We start from the raw sequence: 19,088 nt of genomic DNA, 5'->3' as shown, positions 1-19,088 counted from the left end.
CAGCCTGTCAGAGCCGGCTGGTCATCGCCAGCCGTTCGCTGATCGCCCGATGGCCGTGGTCGGCCACCAGGCGCAGCTCGGACTCGGTGAGCGGGAGCAACCACAGCCACCGTACGGCGTCACCGCCGAAGACGAATCCTGACATGTCCGGCAGGCCGGGCGGGTCCGTCAGCATGAGCACCCCCTGGTGCCCGCCGTCCAACGGGAACGTGAGCGGGTTCTGGAACCAGCGGGCCGTGTGCCCGTGTCCCAGCCACGTCACCGACCGCCACGGATACTGCCCGAGCCAGGCGAACAGCCGTGCGGCGACCCTCGGATCCTGCCTGGTCGCCAGCGCGAGTTCCACGCGGCACGCCGTGTCGTACATCTCCGCGGCGGGCATCCGCTGGCAGCTCATGCCCACGGTGGACAGCACCGTGTAGTCCCGGGTGAACGTGGCAGGCCGCTCGCTGACCCCGACCATGGGGAACCGGCCGCCGCCGACGTCCCAGTATCGGCCCGGCGGCCCGAGCCTGCCGTCGAGGTGGCCGAGCACGAACTGCTGGTAGGTGGCCCAGCTGCCCTCCGCCTGCCGCCACTGCCAGTACGCGCGGGCCTTGGCCACCCGGGGGGACAGGCCCTCCAGCGCCTCGCCGAGCGGCCAGGCGAACGGCGACTCCCCGACGGCGTCCCGCGCGTACCCGGGCATGCCGCGCTCCAGGTCGGCCCACGCCGGAATGACCGCCAGGAGCGTGTCGTTCTCGTACAGGGCGACGCCGTCGCCCTCCTCGAACCACAGCACCGACAGCGACTCCGCGTCGAGTGGCGGCCGGCCGGAGGGGTGCGCGGTGTGCGCCTCGGGCATCACCGGCGGCAGCCCGGCGCCTGCCCGGGCGAGATCGGCCTCGGCGGGCGCGGGGACGTGGTTGGCCAGCCAGACCGCTCCGTGGACGATCCCCTTCGCATCGCGAAGGTAAGCTACGGAGGAGGTCCGGTCGGCTTCGATCGTCAGTGTGCGGCTCCCGTAGGGGTTGGGGCTGGTGAGCACGACAGTGGTGTCCACACCTCACCTCTCGTACGCCTCCGGGATTCGACCGCCAGACAGAATGTAAAACCGCGCGCGCCAGTCGTTAAGACCATGGCGGCGGGAGATGGAAAGGGTTTTGCGTGAGCGAGCAGCCGAAGACCGGGCAGCTGACCTTCGTGGCGCCCCGCCGGGCCAAGCCGCAGCGCCACCTGGCCGACCTGACCATGGCCGAACGCAGGGCGGCGGTGGCGGAGCTGGGGGAGAAGCCGTTCCGCGCCGATCAGCTCTCCCGTCACTACTTCACCCGGCTGACCGGCTCTCCCGAGCAGATGACCGACCTGCCGGGCGCGCTGCGCGAGCGGCTGGTCGAGCAGCTCATGCCCCCGCTGCTGACGTCCGTACGCGAGATCACCTGTGACGGCGGCATGACGCGTAAGACGTTGTGGAAGCTGTTCGACGGCTCGCTGGTCGAGTCGGTCCTCATGCGCTACCCCGACCGCGTCACGATGTGCGTCTCCTCCCAGGCCGGGTGCGGCATGAACTGCCCGTTCTGCGCGACCGGCCAGGCCGGGCTCACCCGCAACATGTCCACCGCCGAGATCGTCGAGCAGGTCGTCGCGGGAGCGCGGGCGCTGGCGCGCGACGAGGTCCCCGGTGGTCCCGGCCGGGTGACCAATGTGGTCTTCATGGGCATGGGCGAGCCGATGGCCAACTACAAGGCCGTGATCGGCGCGGTACGCCGCCTGGTCGACCCGGCGCCGGAGGGCCTCGGCATCTCGGCGCGCGGGGTCACGGTCTCGACGGTCGGCCTGGTGCCGGCGATCGGCAAGCTCGCCGACGAGGGACTGCCGGTGACGCTCGCCGTCTCCCTCCACGCCCCGGACGACGAGCTGAGGGACACACTGGTGCCGATCAACACCCGGTGGAAGGTCGCGGAGGTGCTCGACGCCGCGTGGAGCTACGCGGCCAAGACCAAGCGGCGCGTGTCCATCGAGTACGCCCTGATCAAGGACATCAACGACCAGGAGTGGCGGGCCGACCTGCTCGGCCGCCTGCTCAAGAACAAGCTCGTGCACGTCAACCTGATTCCGCTGAACCCCACTCCGGGCTCGAAGTGGACGGCCTCCCGTCCCGAGGACGAGCGGGCCTTCGTACGCCGCCTGGAGTCCCACGGCGTCGCCGTCACCGTACGGGACACCCGGGGCAGGGAGATCGACGGGGCGTGCGGGCAGCTCGCCGCCGCGCCTGCGCCCTGATCCCGGTTCAGGGCCGGGTGCGGCGCAGCCAGGTGTAGGCCGCCAGGCCGATCGCGGGCCACAGCACTGACTGCACCGTGAGCAGGGGCAGCCCGGTGAGCAGCACGCCGTGGTGGGCGTCGCGCATCCAGCCCATGACCGGCACGGTGAGCCAGCGGCCCCCGGCCAGGCTGATCACCAGCATCGACAGGTAGCCGAGGATCAGGGCGATGGTGGAGACCGCCGGTGAGGGCAGGATCGGGCGGCTGGTCAGCGCCCCGAGTGTGAGCCCCGCCGCCGCCGACAGCAGGTGCAGCCACACCCCGGCGAGGAGCACGGTGAGCGTGGGAGAGGCGGCGAGACGGGCGAGCAGCGCGGCCTCGGCGACCGCGGTCAGGACGAGCAGCGAGGAGAACGCCGCCAGCAGCCCGCTCACCAGCTCTCTCGGCCCCAGCGCGGACAGGGCGACGCTGCGCTGCTCGTCGGGTTCGGTGTCGAGCAGGCCGCGCGCGGCCCAGGCGAGCACCGGCACGAGCATGGCCGCCGAGTCCGCGGTGGCCGCGATCTCCTGACCGGCGGGGACGGCGGTCGCGTAGAGGATCGCCAGCAGCGCCAGCAGTCCGATGAGCGGTTGCAGGGCCCGGTGGGAGGCGACGTAGCCGGCGACGCGGAACCGTGCCAGCGCGATCACGGACGTCATCCGGCGGCGCGGGCCGTGATGCGGCCCGTGACATGTACCGTGCAGCCCTCGGCACGCAGACGCTCGGCCAGGTCCGCCGCCCGCGAGGCGGCCACCGCCACCTCCAGCACGGTCAGAGCGGACTCGCCGGTCTCCTCGACCGGCTCGAGTTCCCGTACGGCGCGGTCGCGGACCTCACAGCGGCGCAGGCCGGGAAAGGCGCGCAGATCGCCCTGGTGGTCGCTCACCACCACGATCCCGCCGCGCGCGCCGACCTCTTCGATGATCGTGGGGAGCTCGGCCCGGGTGGCGGCGTCGAGACCGGCGAAGGGTTCGTCGAGCACGAGCAACCCCGGTTCGGCGAGCAGTGCCTGCGCGAGGCCCACCTTGTGCGCGCTGCCCTTGGACAGATCGGGCAGGCGCTGTCCGAGCAGGTGGTCCATGCCGAGCCGCTCGCTCCACCGGCCGATCGCGTCCGTGCTCACCCTCCGGACCGCCGCCATGTGCCGCAGGTAGGACGCCACGGTGAACGGCTGGTCCGCGGGGAACCGCTCGGGGGCGTATCCGACGACCCGGGGGCGGTCCTCGACGCTTCCGCGTACGGGCCTGAGCAGCCCGGCGACGAGCCGCAGCAGGGTCGACTTGCCGGTGCCGTTGGGCCCGGTGACCTCGACCACGTCTCCCGGATCGAGGACCAGACCGGCGTCCCGCAAGACCCAGGGGGCTCGCCGTCCGTACCGGAAGGAGAGACTGGCGATCCGCATAGTTTCTGGAGCTTATCGGGATGTTCCTCCAGGCGTACCGACATCGGGCGATCTTTGGGTCTCGCCTTTCTGTTGGGACTCCCGTCAAAATGGTCGGGCATGAGCAGTGGGCCGGAGGTCTGGTGAACCGCTTTCCCCGCGTCATGGCCGTGCGCCTGGGCTATGACCCCCAACAGGTCGACGACTTCGTGCGCAGGATCGAGTCGACGCTCGGACGTGGCCCGGCCGACGGGCCGCCGGTGACGGCCGACGAGATCAGGAACGCGAGGTTCGCCGTCAAACTCGGGGGTTACAACGAGACGGCGGTGGACTTCGCGCTCGACGCGTTCATCGTGGCTGTCGAGGCCAGATCCGGTCAGGGCGACGATTCGCGGGCGCGGCTCGCGACCGGCGCTCCCGGGCCCGCGACTCCACGGTCCGCCGCCAAAGAGTCCGCCGCCAAAGAGTCCGCCGTGACAGGGCCCGCCACTACAGGGGCCGCCACCACGGGGGCCGCCGCCGCGGAGACCGCCGTGACACAGCCCCTCGTCGCGGCGCCGGCCGCCCGGGCCGCGGCGCGCCGTACGGGGGACGGGGAGCGCACGGGATCGGAAGCGGCCCCCGCGAACGCCGCCGGGAAGACGGGCACGCCACCACCGGAGCCGGGCACGGAGTCCTGGCTGGAGGCGCAGGCGGTCCGGGTCGAACGCGTGGCCTTCCACCCCGGACGGCTCGGGATGGGCTACCGGGAGGAGGAGGTCGACGAGTTCCTCGACCGGGTGGTGGCGACGCTGCGCGGGACGACGGCCGAGCCGCTGACGGCGGAGCAGGTCAGGAAGGCCACGTTCGCCACCGTCGTGTTCCGGCCCGGCTACGCGATCCGCGAGGTGGACGGCTTCCTGGCCGAGATGGCGAGCGTGCTGGAACGCCGCCCGTGATCCAATCGGCACCCCGCTAAAAGCGCATAAATCCTAATTTTCGTGGAGCAATACACCACGATAGGGATCATGCTTCGCAGATCATCCCCCTGGCCTGGGCTCGTGGCTGCCGGGCTCACCGCGGTCATCCCCCTGGCGACCGTGCCGGCGGCCCGGGCGAGCACCGGCTCCGGCGCCTACACCCCCGGCTCGGCCGGTCTCGGCGACCCGTACTTCCCCCTCGCGGGCAACGGCGGCTATGACGTCGCCCACTACGCGATCCGGCTGCGGTTCACCCCGGAGACCCGCCACCTCAGCGCCACGACGACGATCACGGCGACGGCGACGAAGAACCTGTCCCGGTTCGACCTCGACTTCTCCGGGCCGGCGATCAGCGAGGTCGAGGTGAACGGCCGGCGGGCGTCGTACGTCCGGAAGGGCCAGGAGCTCGTCGTCACACCCCGGCACGGGCTGCCGTCGGGGAAGAAATTCACGGTCGAGGTGTCCTACGCCGGCCGGCCGAAGGCGATCAAGGACAGGGCGCTCGGCGTCGCCGGCTGGATCGACACCGAGGACGGCGCCGTCGCGGTGGCCGAGCCGGACGGCGCCCGCAGTTGGTTCCCGGCCAACGACAACCCGCGCGACAAGGCCACCTTCACCTTCGAGGTCACCGCGCCCGAGGGGCTGACGGTCCTGGCCAACGGCGAGCCGGACAACTCCGGCGTCGCCGGCCCGCGTGACGGCTACCGGACCTCGAAGTGGACGATGCGCCACCCCATGGCGCCGTACCTCGCCATGGTCGCGATCGGGAAGTTCACGGTCACCCGGGGCACCGTCGGAGGCAGGCCCAACATCACGGCGTACGACCCCTCGCTGGCCAAGGAGTTCAAGCGCCTGCACAGCACCACGGCCAAGGCGATCAGGTGGGAGTCGAAGGTCTTCGGTGACTACCCCTTCTCCTCCACGGGCGGCGTCGCCGACCGGCTCGACGTCGACTACGCGCTGGAGACGCAGGGCAGGCCGGTGTACGACAAGGGCATGTCGGACGAGCTCGTGATCGTGCACGAACTGGCCCACCAGTGGTTCGGCGACAGCGTCGGCCTGCGCAGCTGGAAGGACATCTGGCTGAACGAGGGCTTCGCGTCGTACGCCGAGTGGTTGTACCAGGAGCAGCACGGCGGCCCCTCCGCCGAGCGGATTTTCGCCGAGCAGTACAGGCACAGGGCCGGCGGCGACTTCTGGAAGCTCAAGACCGGCGACCCGGGCCGCGACGGCATGTTCGACTGGAACGCGATCTACGTGCGGGGCGCCATGACCGTGCACGCGCTGCGCAAGGAGATCGGCGACGAGACGTTCTTCACGCTGCTGCGCACCTGGGCCAGGCAGAACCGGCACTCCACGGTCACCACGAAGGACCTCATCGCCCTGGCGGAGCGGCTGTCCGGCCGGGACCTGGACGGCCTGTTCGACGCGTGGCTGTACAGGGCGGCCAAGCCGAAGCTGTGACCCGTCCGGGCGTGAACTAGAGCCCGCCGAGCTGGGCCGCCGCCCGGATGGCGAGCCACACCTCGGCGAAGTCGCCGGTCGCCGACAGGTCGCGCCCGGTCAGCGCGCCGAAGCGGCGCAGCCGGTACGACAGCGTGTTGGGATGCACGTGCAGGGCTCGCGCGGCGTCGTCGACGCGGCGGTCGCGCTCCATCCACGTGCGGACCGACGTGATGAGATCCGACCCGTGTTCGGCGTCGTACCGCAGGACGTCGCCGAGCACGTGCTCGACCAGGGCGGCCAGCACGCCCACGTCGTCCGGCAGCCACCGGCCGGTGGTGTCCTCGCCGTAGGCGACCAGCGGCCGGCCCGCCTCGGCGGCGCGGGAGGCCGCCCACAGGGCCTCCCGCTGCGCGACGCGCAGCGACGACCCGGATGTGACGGGGCGGCTGACTCCGGCCGCGATGCCGGGCACCGCCTCCAGCTCCGCGGTGGCGACGGCCGCCGCCGTCAGCACGTACAGGTCCCGATGCCGGCGGAGCATGAGGTGCGGATGCTCGGCGAGGGCCCGGACCACGGCGTCGTCGGCGGCGTCGCGCACCACGAGGAGAACGACGTCGCGATCCGGCGGCAGGCCCATCAGGGCGAGCCTGCGCCGGGCGGTCTCCGGGTCGAGCACGTCCTGCAGCAGCTCGGCCAGCGTCTCCGCCCCCTGGCGGCGCAGCGTCTCGCGCTCGCTGCGCACCATCGCCACCCGCAGGGCGGCGACGGTCGCGATGTGCTGGACCACGGCGAGCCCGGCCGGGCGGGCGCCCTCCCGCTCGAAGGCGACCAGGAACCCGGCCGGCCCGCCGGGCGCGGGCACCGGCAGCGCGAAGCCGCCGGGGATCGTCGGCGGCGCGTCCGCCGAGGCGGGCAGCCGTACGGACGGTGGGGGCGCCGGCACGCCCGGCAGCAGCGGGCGGCCCTGCGGCGTGCTCAGGAAGATCTCGTAGCCCGACAGCCGTTCGAGCCGCCGGAACAGCCCCGCCGTGTCCAGCCCCTCGGACGCGAGCCAGCGCAGCGCGCCGAACACCTGCAGCTGGGCCCCCAGCCGCTGCCGGGCGTCCTCCTGCACCGCCGCCGCGACCTCCTGGGCGATCGCGATGAACGGCACGGCCAGCGGCACCTCCAGCACGGGGAACCCGCGCTCCTCGGCGGCGTCGAGAAAGGCCCGGCGCAGCGGGGGGACGTGCAGCCCCGCGCTGAGCGCGAGCGCCGCCACCCCCGCGTCGTCGAGCCGTTCCAGGTACGCCCGCTGGGCGGCGGCGGCGCGCGGGACGCCGATGCCCGTCGTCATGATGACCTCGGCCCCGAGCAGCCAGGGCGTGGGGTCCTCCAGCTCGCTCACATGGGCCCAGGAGACCGACCTGCCGAGGCCGCGCTCGCCCGCCAGCACCCGCAGTTGCAGCGCGGGGGAGCGCAGCAGGTCCTCCACGGTGTTGTGCCCGTCCACAGCGGTCAGCCTATTTCCCGTGATATCCCTAATTGTCCTGATTGGAGGGTGAGCGTGCTGAAGCGCTCTCCCCATGACGCTCTCCCCATGACCTGGAGGAACGCATGACGACGGCGGACGATGGCGCGGCCACGCGGGTCGCGGTCGCGCAGGTCCCGCTGCGGGTGGGCGAGCCCGAGTCGAACCGTGCCGCCGCCGAAGCGGCGATCGCGGAGGCGGCCGAGGCCGGCGCCCGGCTGGTGGTGCTGCCCGAGCTCGTCAACAGCGGCTACGTCTTCTCGGGCGCCGAGGAGGCCAGGAGCCTCGCCGAGCCCGCCGACGGCCCGACCGTCACCGCCTGGGCCCGCCTGGCGCGCGCCCACGACCTGGTGATCGTGGGCGGATTCTGCGAGCTGGCCGACGGCGTCCTGCGGAACAGCCAGGTCATGGTCGACGCCACCGGGACCAGGGCCGTCTACCGCAAGGCCCACCTGTGGCACGACGAGCAGGACGTGTTCACGCCCGGCGACGCGCCGGCTCCCGTCGTGGACACCGAGATCGGCCGTGTCGGGATGATGGTCTGCTACGACCTGGAGTTCCCCGAGTGGGTGCGGTCCGTGGGCCTGGCCGGGGCCGACCTCCTCGCCGTCTCCACCAACTGGCCCGCCTCGCCCGTTCCCGCCGGGGAGCGCCCGGTGCTGGTCGCGTACGCCCAGATCGCCGCCGCGGCCAACCGCATGTTCGTCGCCGTGGCCGACCGGTGCGCGGCCGAGCGGGGCGTGGACTGGGTGCGCGGGACGTCGCTGATCGGACCGAACGGATACCCGCTGGCGGGCCCCGTGCTCAGGGACGGGCCGGCCGTGCTGGTCGCCGACTGCGACCTGGCCCGCGCCAGGGACAAGGCCACCGGCCCGCGCAACGACGTCCACCGCGACCGGCGGACCGATCTCTACCCGTGGCCTACGATCTGATCGGCCCGCCCGCGCAGGGGAGGCCTGAGGCCAGGGGAGAAGCCGTGATCGTCGACCTGTCGGTGCCCGTCGTGAGCGGCATGCCCGTCTATCCCGGAGACCCCGAGGTCGAGATCGCGCCCGCCCTCACCGTGGCGGCCGAGGGCGTCAACGTCCTCGGCCTGCACCTCGGCTCCCAGTCCGGCACGCACGTGGACGCGCCGTTCCACATCGACGACACTTTGCCGACGCTGGACGACGTGCCGCTGGAGCGGTTCCTCGGCCCCGCGGCCGTCCTCGACGTCCGGGGCCTGCCGCCGCGCTCGCCGGTCACCCCCGGGACGCTCGAGGCGGTGGCGGGACGGCTGCGGCCGGGAACCGTCCTGCTCGTCGCGACCGGCTGGGACGAGCACTGGGGGACGCCGGACTACCAGGCCCACCCGTACCTGGCGGAGGAGACCGCCCGCCTGATCGTCGCCGCGGGGGTGCGTACGGTCGGCATCGACGCCCTCAGCGTCGACCCGACGCCGGCTCCGGCCGACCTGCCGGCGCACCGGGCCCTGTGCGGGGCGCACGCGGTGATCGCCGAGAACCTGCGCAACCTGGGCCCTCTGCTGGAGGCCCAGGCAGCCGGCCGCCGGGTGGAGGTCTCGCTGCTCCCGCTGCGCCTGACCGGGGCCGACGGCGCGCCCGTACGCGCCGTCGCCAGGATCGGCTGAGGGCCTGTCCACTGCCCCGGTGAAATCGCCGATTACTGGAGATCGGCAGCGGCGCGGCCGTCCCCAAGGATGAGGGGCGTCAGGGGATACGACACAGACCGGTACGGGGGTCACGGTGAGCGCTGCGATCGAGACAGCGGTGGGGGCACGGGTGGAAACGGCCGGCGCGCGGGCACACGCGCTGCTCTTCGAGGCGGCGGTGGCCGCCGAGGACGGCCGGGAGCGCGATGCGCGGGCCCTGCTCGCGGAGGCACGCGCCGGGATCGACCCGGACGCCGACCCCCGTGACATGCTGCCCATGTACTACCTGGCGGGCCTGTCCGGCCGGCTGGAGGGGGAGGAGAGCCTCAACCTCTACCTGCGCCGTTACCGGCGGCCGCAGATCGACCTGTTCTATCTCCTCACACGGCACCTTCCGTTCGTACGCGCCGGACGCCTCGCCAACGCGCACCTGCTCGGCCGTCTGGGCGAGCACGCGACCGCCACCCTGCTGTCGATCGGCATCGGGCAGGGCCGCCAGGAGAGCGCGCTGCTGGCCGAGGCCGCGGCACGCGACCTCCCGCTGCGCCACCTGGTGGTCGTCGGGGTGGACCCGGCCGCCGAGGCTCTGGCGGCCGCCGAGGCGAACCTGCTGCGCGCCGGCGCGGAGCACGGGATCGAGGTGACCTTCCACGCGGTGCCGCGCGCCACGGAGGCGCTCGACGACGCCGACTGGAGGCTGATCGGGCAGGCGCCCCGGCCGCTGCTCGCGGTGGCCTCCTTCGCCCTGCACCACATGCTGAACCCGCGTCCCGGGCACGACGCGCGCGACGTCTTCCTGCGGCGGTTGCGCGCCCTGGAACCCGCGGCCGTCGCGTTGTGCGAGCCCGGATCGGACCATCACCAGGTGGGCCTGGCCGAGCGGTTCGTCAACTCCTGGCGGATGTTCGGCACGCTCTTCGAGGCAATCGACGGCCTGCCGCTCGCCCGCGCCGAGCAGGACGCGATGAAGAGCTTCTTCGGCAGGGAGATCCTGGACATCGTGGGCGCGGCCGACGACGGCGGCCGGTACGAACGGCACGAGACGACCGCCACCTGGCTGCGGCGCCTGCGGCGCTGCGGATACACGCCCACGGTGCCCGCGGTCACCGGGGATCTCGCGGGGGTGCTGACGGCGCCGCCGGACTTCACCATGGGCGTGGAGCCGGACCACGTCCGGCTCGGCTACCGGGACGTGCCCCTGCTCGCCGTGATGACGGCCGTGCCGGGCACCGTCGTCAGTGCGTCCCCCACGAGTACGTCTGCTTGTGCAGCTTGAGGTAGACGAACGTCTCGGTCGCCCGCACGCTGGAGATCGCCCGGATCTTCCCCAGGATCTCCAGCAGGTGGGTGTCGCCCTCGCAGACCACCTCGACCATGATGTCGACCGACCCGGCCGTCAGCACCACGTAGTCGATCTCGGGGATCTGCGCCAGCTCGTCGGCGACCCGCTCCAGATCGCCCTCGCACTTGATGCCGATCATGGCCTGACGGGGGAAGCCCAGGGTGAGCGGGTCGGTGACGGCGACGATCTGCATGACGCCGAGGTCGAGCAGGCGCTGCACGCGCTGACGCACCGCCGCCTCCGACAGCCCCACCGCCTTGCCGATGGCGGCGTACGGCTTTCGCCCGTCCATCTGAAGCTGCTCGATGATCTGCTTGGAGATCTCGTCGAGCACCACGGGCCCACCCTTAGCGGCAGCCGCGCGAGCCTTGGGGGGAGTCGTCATCCTCGGGGGGTGTCCTCTCTTGGCGGGCTTCGGCCGTCGTAGCGACCAGGTGTTACAGCACCGTTTTTGACATGTTGCGATCGTGGTCTGACATGTTGTCAGCTGAGTCGCTCGTGTCAAGCGATTCCGTAGCAATTTGGTATCTTAGCGACGAAATCCCTTGTCTATGGCTCTTTGCTCTGCCAGAGTCGCGACATCTCAGCCACCTCAACAGGAGGTCAACGGTGACCACCCGTCTCCAGAACTTCGTGAACGGGAAGTTCGTCGACGCCGCGAGCGGCCGTTTCTCCGACGTCGTAGACCCTACGACGGGCGAGGTCTACGCCCAGGCGCCGGTGTCGGGTCAGGAGGACGTCGACGCCGCCTACGCCGCCGCGACGGCCGCGTTCGAGACGTGGGGCCAGACGACGCCGGGCGAGCGCGCGGCGCTGCTGCTCAAGGTCGCCGACGCGATCGAGGCCCGCGCGGACGAGATCAACGAGGCCGAGTGCCGCAACACCGGCAAGCCCCGCGCCCGCATGGCCGAGGACGAGACCCCGGTCGCCGCCGACCACTTCCGGTTCTTCGCCGGTGCGGCCCGCACCCTGGAGGGCCCCACCGCCGGTGAGTTCCTCGCCGACCACACCTCGATGATCCGGCACGAGCCGATCGGCGTCATCGGCCAGGTCACGCCGTGGAACTACCCGATGATGATGGCGGTGTGGAAGATCGCCCCCGCTCTCGCCGCCGGCAACACGATCGTGCTCAAGCCGTCCGACACCACCCCGGTCTCCACGCTGAAGCTGGCCGAGATCCTCGGTGACGTCCTGCCCGCCGGCGTCTTCAACGTGGTCACCGGCGACCGGGAGACCGGCGCCCTGGTCGTCGGGCACGCCGACGCCGACATGGTCGCGATCACCGGCTCGGTCGGTGCCGGCATGGCCGTCGCCAGGACCGCCGCCGACGACCTCAAGCGGGTCCACCTGGAGCTGGGCGGCAAGGCCCCGGTCGTGGTCTTCGAGGACGTCAAGGACATCAAGGCCGTCGCCGAGGAGATCGCCGGGGCGGGCCTCTACAACGCCGGCCAGGACTGCACCGCCGCCTGCCGCGTGCTCGTGCAGGAGAGCATCCACGACGAGTTCGCCGCGGCGCTGGCCGAGGCCGCCGCCGCCACCAAGCTGGGCGGCCTCGACGAGGAGGACGCCTACTTCGGGCCGCTGAACAACGCCAACCAGCTCGCCCGGGTCGAGGGCTTCTTCGAGCGGCTCCCCGAGCACGCGAAGGTCCTCACCGGCGGCACCCGCGTCGGCGACAAGGGCTTCTTCTTCGCTCCGACCGTCGTGGACGGGCTGAAGCAGGACGACGAGATGGTGCAGGACGAGATCTTCGGTCCCGTCATGACCGTCCAGACGTTCACCGACGAGGCCGACGCGCTGGCCAAGGCCAACGGCGTCCGCTACGGCCTGTCCAGTTCGGTGTGGACCACCGACCACGGCCGCGCGATGCGGATGTCCAAGCGGCTCGACTTCGGCATCGTCTGGGTCAACACCCACATCCCGTTCGTGTCCGAGATGCCGCACGGCGGCTTCAAGCACTCGGGCTACGGCAAGGACCTGTCCGTCTTCGGCCTGCACGACTACACCCGCGTCAAGCACGTCATGCACTACATAGGCGAATAGGTGCCTCCGGCTCCGGACGGACACCTATCGAAAAAGAGGGATAAGCCTGGAATGACAGAGATCCAGGCGGGCCCGGGGGCAGCCGTCGCGGCTGCCCCCGTATCAGGAGACGTGCCCGCCATCGAACTCGACAACGTGGTGAAGGAGTACGTCTCGCACGGCGAGGTCGTACGGGCGGTCAAGGGCGTGAGCCTCGCCATCGCGGAGGGGGAGTTCTTCTCCCTCCTCGGCCCCTCAGGCTGCGGCAAGACCACCAACATGCGAATGATCGCCGGGTTCGAGGACCCCACCCAGGGGGTCGTCAGGCTCCACGGGGAGGACGTCACGAACGTCCCGCCGAACAAGCGTGACATCAACATGGTGTTCCAGTCCTACGCGCTGTTCCCGCACATGAACGTGTGGGACAACGTCGCGTTCGGGCTCAGGCGCAAGAAGGTCCCCGACGCGGAGATCAAGCGCCGCGTCGGCGAGATCCTGGAGGTCGTGGACCTGGTCGGCCGCGAGAAGCGCCGGCCGAAGGAGATGTCGGGAGGCCAGCAGCAGCGCGTCGCGCTCGCCCGCGCCCTGGTCAACCGGCCCCGCGCGCTGCTGCTCGACGAGCCGCTCGGCGCGCTCGACCTCAAGCTCCGCCAGGCCATGCAGATCGAGCTCAAGCGCATCCAGCGGGAGGTCGGCATCACGTTCGTCTACGTGACGCACGACCAGAGCGAGGCGCTGACGATGAGCGACCGCATCGCGGTCATGAACGACGGCCTCGTGGAGCAGCTCGCCGAACCCCGCGAGATCTACGAGCGGCCCGCCAGCAAGTTCGTGGCCGGGTTCATCGGCACCTCCAACCTGCTGAGCGGAACGGTGCAACAGGTCAGCGGAGCCACCGCCGTGCTCGCCCTCGGCCAGAGCGACCGGATCCTCATCCCCTCGGACGGCACGCTCTCGGCAGGCCAGACCGTCGACCTCACGGTCCGGCCGGAGAAGATCAAGATCGCGAAGGACCGGCCCGAGGGCGATCTCAGCGTCGTACGGGGGACCGTGGCCGAGGTCGTCTACCTCGGCACCTCCAACAGCTACGTCGTGGTGCTCGGCGACGGCGCCGAGATCACGGTGTTCGAGCAGAACGCGCACGACAGCACGATCACCGCCGAGCGGGGCGACTCGGTCTGGCTCTCCTGGCAGCCCTGGCACTCCTACGCCTTGCGGTAACACCCCGAACCACCGGTACAAAGAACCCGGAGCACCGAACCCCAATGAACCACCCCTACAGGCAGGACCCCGCCATCCTCCGTGGCATGACCCAGCGCCGGCTCGGCAGGCGCGACACCTTCCGGCTCGCGGGCCTGTCGGCCGCCGGGCTCGCCCTCGCCGCCTGCGGCGTGCAGGGCAAGAGCACCGCCCGGCCCACATCCTCCGCCCAGGTGCAGTCCGAGGTGGAGAAGTACTGGTCGGGCAAGGCGAAGAACGGCCACGTGGACTTCGCCAACTGGCCGCTCTACATGGACCCCAAGAAGCCCGAACTCAAGGAGTTCACCAAGCGCACGGGGATCACGGTGACCTACAAGGAGGTCATCCAGGAGACCACGAGCTGGTACGCGAAGATCCAGCCGCAGCTCGCCGCCGGCCAGTCGATCGACTACGACCTCATGGTCTTCACCAACAGCGTCCAGCTCACCCAGCTCATCAAGCTCGGTTACCTGGTGCCGCTCGACCACGACCGGATGCCGAACTTCACCAAGAACGTCGGGGCGCGATACACCCAGGAGTCCTTCGACCCGGGCAACGTCTTCACCGTCCCGTGGGCGTCCGGGATGACGGGCATCGCCTACAACCCGAAATACATCGACACGCCGCCGACGAGCTACTCGGCCCTGTGGGACCCGAAGTACAAGGGCAAGGTCGGCATGATGGCCGACTCGCAGGAGATCGCGAACTTCGCGATGTTCGCTCTCGGCATCGACCCGGACAAGTCCACCCCGGCCGACTGGGAGAAGGCGGCCGCGAAGCTCACCGAGCAGCGCGACTCGGGAATCGTCCGGAAATATTACGACCAGTCGTACATCGACCCGCTGGCCAAGGGCGACATCTGGATCTGCCAGGCGTGGTCCGGCGACATCTTCCAGAAGAACCTCTCCGACGGCACGGACCTGAAGTTCGTGATCCCCCAGGAGGGCGCCACGATCTGGACCGACAACTTCATGATCCCGAAGACCGCCGCCAACCCGGTCGACGCGATCACGCTGATCGACTTCTTCTACGAGCCCGACATCGCGGGAAGCCTGGCGGAGTACATCAACTACGTCACCCCGGTCCCGGCGGCCAGGGACGCCATCATCGCCGACGCTGCCAAGGCGTCCGGGGCCGACAAGAAGACCCTGCAGATGATCGCCGACAGCCCGCTGGTGTTCCCGAGCGACGACGACTACGCCAAGCTGCGAACCTATGTGACCTTCGACAACAGCGAGGAGCACAAGAAGTTCGAAAGCATCTTCCAGCCCATCACCACGTCATGAGCAGGCTGAGGGCGGCGCTCACGCCGTACGCGCTGATCTTCCCGGGCGGTCTCTGGCTCGCGATCTTCTTCGTCGTCCCGATGATCGTCATGCTGTCCCTGTCGCTGCAGTCGGGCAGCGTCGAGGACGGCTACGCCTTCACCTTCAACTGGCACTCGTACGCCGACGGGCTGGCGAACTACCACGACCAGATCATCCGGTCGCTGCTCTACGGCCTCGCCTCGACCGTCCTGCAGATCGTCATCGGCTTCCCGGTGGCGTACTGGATCGCGTTCAAGGGCGGCAGGCACAAGTCGGTCTACCTGTTCCTGCTGCTGCTGCCGTTCCTGGTGTCGTTCGTGCTGCGGACGATCTCCTGGCAGTTCCTGCTGTCGGACAACGGCATCCTGCTCGGCCCGCTGAAGGACATAGGGCTGCTGCCGGAGGGCTTCCGTGTCCTCGCCACGCCGTTCGCCGTGATCGGCGGCCTCGCGTACAACTTCCTGCCGTTCATGGTGCTGCCGATGTACGTGGCGCTGGAGCGGATCGACCCGCGCGTCCTGGAGGCGGCGCAGGACCTGTACGCGAGCCGGTTCCAGACGTTCCTGCGCGTGGTGCTCCCGCTGTCGCTGCCCGGCGTCTTCGCCGGCGTGCTGATGACGTTCGTGCCGGCGACGTCGGACTACGTCAACGCGTCCGTGCTCGGCGGCACGAACACCACGATGATCGGCAACGTCATCCAGAACCAGTACCTGGTGACGCAGGACTACCCGACGGCCTCGGCGCTGTCGTTCACGCTGATGGCGCTGCTGCTCGTCGGCATCTTCGCCTACGCCAGGGCGCTGGGCACCGACGACGTGCTGGAGGTGGCGGCCCGATGAGACAGGGTCTGCTGAGGGGGCGCGGCCTCCAGATCTACACCTGGCTGGTGGTCGCCTGGCTGGTCGTGCCGATCGCGGTCATGATCCTGTTCGGGTTCAACGACACGCACGGCCGCTACAACACCGCCTGGCAGGGCTTCACCCTCAAGTGGTACGGCAAGCTGTTCGAGATCGGCGACCTCACCCAGGCGCTGGTGAACTCGCTGCTCATCGCCGTGCTGACGATGATCATCGCGGGGGTGCTCGGCTCGCTCATCGGGCTGGCGCTGGGCCGTTACCGCTTCCGCGGGTCGGGGACGATGAACGTCGTCATGTTCGCGGCCATCTCCTGCGCCGAGATCGTCATGGGGGCGTCGCTGCTGTCGCTGTTCGTCACGCTGGCCGTGCCGCTCGGGTTCTGGACGATCGTGATCTCGCACGTCATGTTCTCGATCTCGTTCGTGGCCGTGACCGTGCGGGCCCGGGTGATGACCCTCGACTCCTCGCTGGAGGAGGCCGCCCGCGACCTCGGCGCGGGACCGTGGACGACGTTCCGCCTGGTCACCCTTCCGATGATCTTTCCGGGTGTGCTGGCCGGGTCGATGCTGGCGTTCGCCCTGTCCATCGACGACTTCGTGATCACCAACTTCAACGCGGGCGGGACCGTGACGTTCCCGCTGTGGATCTGGGGAGCCACCCGCGTGGGCATCCCGCCCCAGGTCAACGTCATGGGCACGCTGATCTTCGCGGCCGGTGTGCTGATCGCCGTGGTCAACGCCCTCATGGCCCGCCGCCGGAACTGATGTAGGACCCTGTAAGAACCTGTGAGATCCCCGTGATCTCGAGGGGAAGTGAAATGTGTGAGTCCGCAGAAAGCTCTCGCTGACGCGGAGCGCAAACCGTACTGGCTGGACCGGCCGATCGCACCCGAGGCGCTGCCCCCGTTGACGGGAGACGTCACGGCGGACCTCGCGGTGGTCGGCGGCGGCTTCACCGGCCTGTGGACCGCCCTGATGGCCAAGGAGCGCGACCCCTCGCTCGACGTGGTCCTCCTGGAGGGCCGCGCCGTCGGGTGGGCCGCCTCCGGCCGCAACGGCGGGTTCTGCGCGGCGAGCCTGACCCACGGGCTCGGCAACGGGCAGGACCGCTGGCCCGCGGAGATCGCGACGCTGGAACGGCTCGGCCGGGAGAACCTCGACGAGATCGAAAGCACGCTCACCCGGTACGGCGTCGAGTGCTCCTTCGAGCGGACCGGTGAGCTGCAGGTCGCCACCGAGGAATGGCAGCTCCCGGGGCTCGACGAGGAGGTGAGCGCGGCGGCCTCGCTCGGCCTGCCGCTGGAGCGGCTCGACCGCGAGCAGGTGCGAGCCGAGGTGGACTCCCCGACGTACCTCGGCGGCGTGTGGGACCGGCAGGGCGTCGCCATGGTCGACCCGGCGCGGCTGGCGTGGGGGCTGCGCGACGTCTGCGTGCGGCTCGGCGTGCGCGTCTTCGAGCACACGCCGGTGCGCTCCCTGCACGACGACGGCATGGCGCTCGAACTCGGCACGCCGAAGGGCCGGGTCAGGGCCGGGCGGGTGGCGCTCGGCACCGGCGCCTTCCCGCCGCTGCTGCGCCGGCTCAGGCACTTCCTCGTGCCGGTGTACGACTACGCGCTGATGACCGAGCCGGTGCCGGACCATTTGCTGGCGGAGATCGGCTGGCGGAACCGCCAGGGCATCGGCGACTCGGCCAACCGGTTCCACTACTACCGCCTGACCGACGACAACCGGATCCTGTGGGGCGGCTACGACGCCGTCTATCACAACGGCGGCCTGGTCAGACCGGAGTACGACCAGCGCGACGCCACGTTCGAGAAGCTCGCCACGCACTTCTACGAGACGTTCCCGCAGCTCCACGGCCTGCGCTTCACGCACAGGTGGGGCGGGGTCATCGACACCTGCAGCCGGTTCAGCGCCTTCTTCGGCACCGCGTACGGCTCGCGCCTCGCCTACGCCGCCGGATACACCGGCCTCGGCGTGGGCGCGACCCGGTTCGGGGCCAATGTCATGCTCGACCTGCTGCAGGGCCGGGTGACCGAGCGTACGGACCTGCGCATGGTGCGGGAGAAGCCGATGCCCTTCCCGCCCGAGCCGGTGCGGTCCGGCGTCATCCAGCTCACCCGCTGGGCCATCGCCCGGGCCGACGAGCACGAGGGCCGCCGCAACGCCTGGCTGCGCACCCTCGACGCCCTCGGCGTCGGCTTCGACTCCTGAGGATGCGCGGGCCGCGGTTCCCCTCCGCCGTGCGGACCGGAGGGGAACCGCGACCTTGCCGTAGGGAAGGCCGGTCGGCTCAGATGCCGGTGACCCTGAGGACGACGCGGTAGTCGTAGTACGTCTCGTCGGTACCGCTGATCTTCTGCGAGGGGAGGTCCACCCACTCGCCGACATCCAGGGTGTCGCAGTCGGACCAGTCCGCGGTGGCGCTGCCCAGCGAGGTGCCGGAACCGGCGGCCGGAGGCGTGACCTCACGCAGGTTGAAGGACGCGGAGTGGGTCGGGTCCACGATCGTGGTCGGGTCCTCGAAGTCCGACCCGTAGTCGGTGTCGCCCGCCGTCATCGTCGAGTACTTGGAGTTGACGCGCGGGAAGAGGTTGCCGTCCACGCGGAAGCGGAGTTCGTCCCGTCCGTCTTTCTCGTCGACGTTGCCGGCGTAGATGGAGTTCAGCTCCACGGTGCAGGCGGTCGCGGCGGTGACGGCGTGGGCGGGGGTGGACACCCCGGCGGGGACGACGAGGCCGGCGGCCAGGCCGAGGCCGGTGACGAGTGTGCGAATACGCATGAGGATTCCCTCGGTTCTCGATGTGCTCGCGGCCTTCGCGAGCGGCATCAACGTAGGAAGGGCACCGTCAGCCGATCGCTAGCCGATCGTGAAAGGCCAGGTCGCGGCGTACCTGGACTACGGTGAGACGCTTGCTCACGCCTTGCTCCGGGCGAGCGCGCTCCAGCCGTGCTCCAGGAGGTCGAAGGCCCGGGTGATGGCCTCTCGGGGGTTGTCGTGGGCGTAGGCCGCGCGGGGGGCTTCGAGGGCGAAGTGGGCCAGGGCGGCGCAGATGGGGTCGTCCGCGGGGAGGCCGCTCTCCTCGGCGA

The 19,088-nt window shown here is 70.6% G+C and carries 18 protein-coding genes; 12 read left to right on the top strand and 6 right to left on the bottom strand.

Translation table 11 applies throughout. From position 1 onward, the window contains the following. Positions 1–7 precede the first annotated feature (7 nt). A complete protein-coding gene (locus HHX30_RS11595; RefSeq protein ID WP_169981921.1) occupies positions 8–1,042 on the bottom strand; it encodes a suppressor of fused domain protein in 1,035 nt (344 codons plus the stop codon). 104 nt (positions 1,043–1,146) lie between these two features. On the opposite strand from HHX30_RS11595, the gene rlmN reads away from it, so the two are divergent. Beyond that, positions 1,147–2,262, top strand: coding sequence for a 23S rRNA (adenine(2503)-C(2))-methyltransferase RlmN (gene rlmN / locus HHX30_RS11590; RefSeq protein WP_169981920.1), 1,116 nt, complete (start codon positions 1,147–1,149; stop codon positions 2,260–2,262). A gap of 7 nt (positions 2,263–2,269) precedes the next feature. On the opposite strand, the gene HHX30_RS11585 is transcribed toward rlmN, so the two are convergent. Together HHX30_RS11585 and HHX30_RS11580 are read right to left on the bottom strand one after the other, a co-directional pair. Then, the gene (locus tag HHX30_RS11585) at positions 2,270–2,932 is read right to left on the bottom strand and encodes a hypothetical protein (protein ID WP_169981919.1); all 663 of its coding nucleotides are present in this window, start codon (positions 2,930–2,932) and stop codon (positions 2,270–2,272) included. Between the two features lie 5 nt (positions 2,933–2,937). Further along, positions 2,938–3,684, bottom strand: a complete 747-nt coding sequence (locus HHX30_RS11580) for an ATP-binding cassette domain-containing protein (protein WP_169981918.1) — start codon at positions 3,682–3,684, stop codon at positions 2,938–2,940. An 89-nt stretch (positions 3,685–3,773) separates the two neighbouring features. Here HHX30_RS11580 and HHX30_RS11575 point away from each other — a divergent pair, with 89 nt between their 5' ends. Together HHX30_RS11575 and HHX30_RS11570 are read left to right on the top strand one after the other, a co-directional pair. Beyond that, positions 3,774–4,601 (top strand): DivIVA domain-containing protein, encoded by an 828-nt coding sequence (locus HHX30_RS11575; protein ID WP_169981917.1) that lies wholly within the window; start codon positions 3,774–3,776, stop codon positions 4,599–4,601. 102 nt (positions 4,602–4,703) lie between these two features. After that, entirely contained in the window at positions 4,704–6,086 is a 1,383-nt protein-coding gene (locus HHX30_RS11570) for a M1 family metallopeptidase (RefSeq protein WP_311922325.1), read from the top strand. 16 nt (positions 6,087–6,102) lie between these two features. Here HHX30_RS11570 and HHX30_RS11565 read toward each other — a convergent pair whose 3' ends face one another. After that, the gene (locus HHX30_RS11565) at positions 6,103–7,560 is read right to left on the bottom strand and encodes a PucR family transcriptional regulator ligand-binding domain-containing protein (protein ID WP_311922324.1); all 1,458 of its coding nucleotides are present in this window, start codon (positions 7,558–7,560) and stop codon (positions 6,103–6,105) included. 104 nt (positions 7,561–7,664) lie between these two features. Between HHX30_RS11565 and HHX30_RS11560 the strand changes: the two genes are divergently transcribed. From HHX30_RS11560 to HHX30_RS11550, 3 genes are all read left to right on the top strand, one after another. After that, entirely contained in the window at positions 7,665–8,510 is an 846-nt protein-coding gene (locus HHX30_RS11560; protein ID WP_169981914.1) for a nitrilase-related carbon-nitrogen hydrolase, read from the top strand. Positions 8,511–8,554: 44 nt separating this feature from the next. Then, the gene (locus tag HHX30_RS11555; protein WP_169981913.1) at positions 8,555–9,208 is read left to right on the top strand and encodes a cyclase family protein; all 654 of its coding nucleotides are present in this window, start codon (positions 8,555–8,557) and stop codon (positions 9,206–9,208) included. Between the two features lie 115 nt (positions 9,209–9,323). Beyond that, positions 9,324–10,505 carry a GRAS family protein gene (locus HHX30_RS11550; RefSeq protein ID WP_169981912.1) on the top strand — a complete coding sequence of 394 codons (1,182 nt, stop codon included), beginning with the start codon at positions 9,324–9,326 and terminating at the stop codon, positions 10,503–10,505. Here HHX30_RS11550 and HHX30_RS11545 read toward each other — a convergent pair. Next, positions 10,465–10,956 carry an Lrp/AsnC family transcriptional regulator gene (locus tag HHX30_RS11545; RefSeq protein WP_169981911.1) on the bottom strand — a complete coding sequence of 164 codons (492 nt, stop codon included), beginning with the start codon at positions 10,954–10,956 and terminating at the stop codon, positions 10,465–10,467. The two genes, HHX30_RS11550 and HHX30_RS11545, sit on opposite strands and share 41 nt — an antisense overlap. 224 nt (positions 10,957–11,180) lie before the next feature. Here HHX30_RS11545 and HHX30_RS11540 point away from each other — a divergent pair, with 224 nt between their 5' ends. The 6 genes from HHX30_RS11540 to HHX30_RS11515 all read left to right on the top strand — a co-directional run bounded on the left by HHX30_RS11540 (position 11,181) and on the right by HHX30_RS11515 (position 18,212). Next, positions 11,181–12,614, top strand: coding sequence for a gamma-aminobutyraldehyde dehydrogenase (locus HHX30_RS11540; protein WP_310742368.1), 1,434 nt, complete (start codon positions 11,181–11,183; stop codon positions 12,612–12,614). 51 nt (positions 12,615–12,665) lie between these two features. After that, complete coding sequence (locus HHX30_RS11535; protein ID WP_169981909.1) at positions 12,666–13,814, top strand: ABC transporter ATP-binding protein; 1,149 nt, start codon at positions 12,666–12,668, stop codon at positions 13,812–13,814. Between the two features lie 86 nt (positions 13,815–13,900). Further along, positions 13,901–15,118: a spermidine/putrescine ABC transporter substrate-binding protein gene (locus tag HHX30_RS11530; RefSeq protein WP_169981908.1), complete on the top strand. Its 1,218-nt coding sequence runs from the start codon at positions 13,901–13,903 to the stop codon at positions 15,116–15,118. Continuing rightward, positions 15,115–15,978: an ABC transporter permease gene (locus HHX30_RS11525; protein ID WP_169981907.1), complete on the top strand. Its 864-nt coding sequence runs from the start codon at positions 15,115–15,117 to the stop codon at positions 15,976–15,978. The genes HHX30_RS11530 and HHX30_RS11525 overlap by 4 nt, the downstream gene beginning before the upstream one ends. Continuing rightward, complete coding sequence (locus HHX30_RS11520; RefSeq protein WP_169981906.1) at positions 15,975–16,760, top strand: ABC transporter permease; 786 nt, start codon at positions 15,975–15,977, stop codon at positions 16,758–16,760. Before HHX30_RS11525 ends, HHX30_RS11520 begins: the two co-directional genes overlap by 4 nt. A 57-nt stretch (positions 16,761–16,817) precedes the next feature. After that, complete coding sequence (locus HHX30_RS11515; RefSeq protein ID WP_169981905.1) at positions 16,818–18,212, top strand: FAD-binding oxidoreductase; 1,395 nt, start codon at positions 16,818–16,820, stop codon at positions 18,210–18,212. Positions 18,213–18,291: 79 nt separating this feature from the next. On the opposite strand, the gene HHX30_RS11510 is transcribed toward HHX30_RS11515, so the two are convergent. Next, on the bottom strand, positions 18,292–18,780 hold the full coding sequence (locus HHX30_RS11510) for a hypothetical protein (protein WP_169981884.1): 489 nt from the start codon (positions 18,778–18,780) through the stop codon (positions 18,292–18,294). Positions 18,781–19,088: the final 308 nt, after the last annotated feature.

This window comes from Microbispora sp. H10836 (genome assembly GCF_012999525.1).
Lineage (GTDB): Bacteria > Actinomycetota > Actinomycetes > Streptosporangiales > Streptosporangiaceae > Microbispora.
Note: the sequence above shows the minus strand (reverse complement) of the source record. Positions and strands in the feature narration are given on the sequence as shown.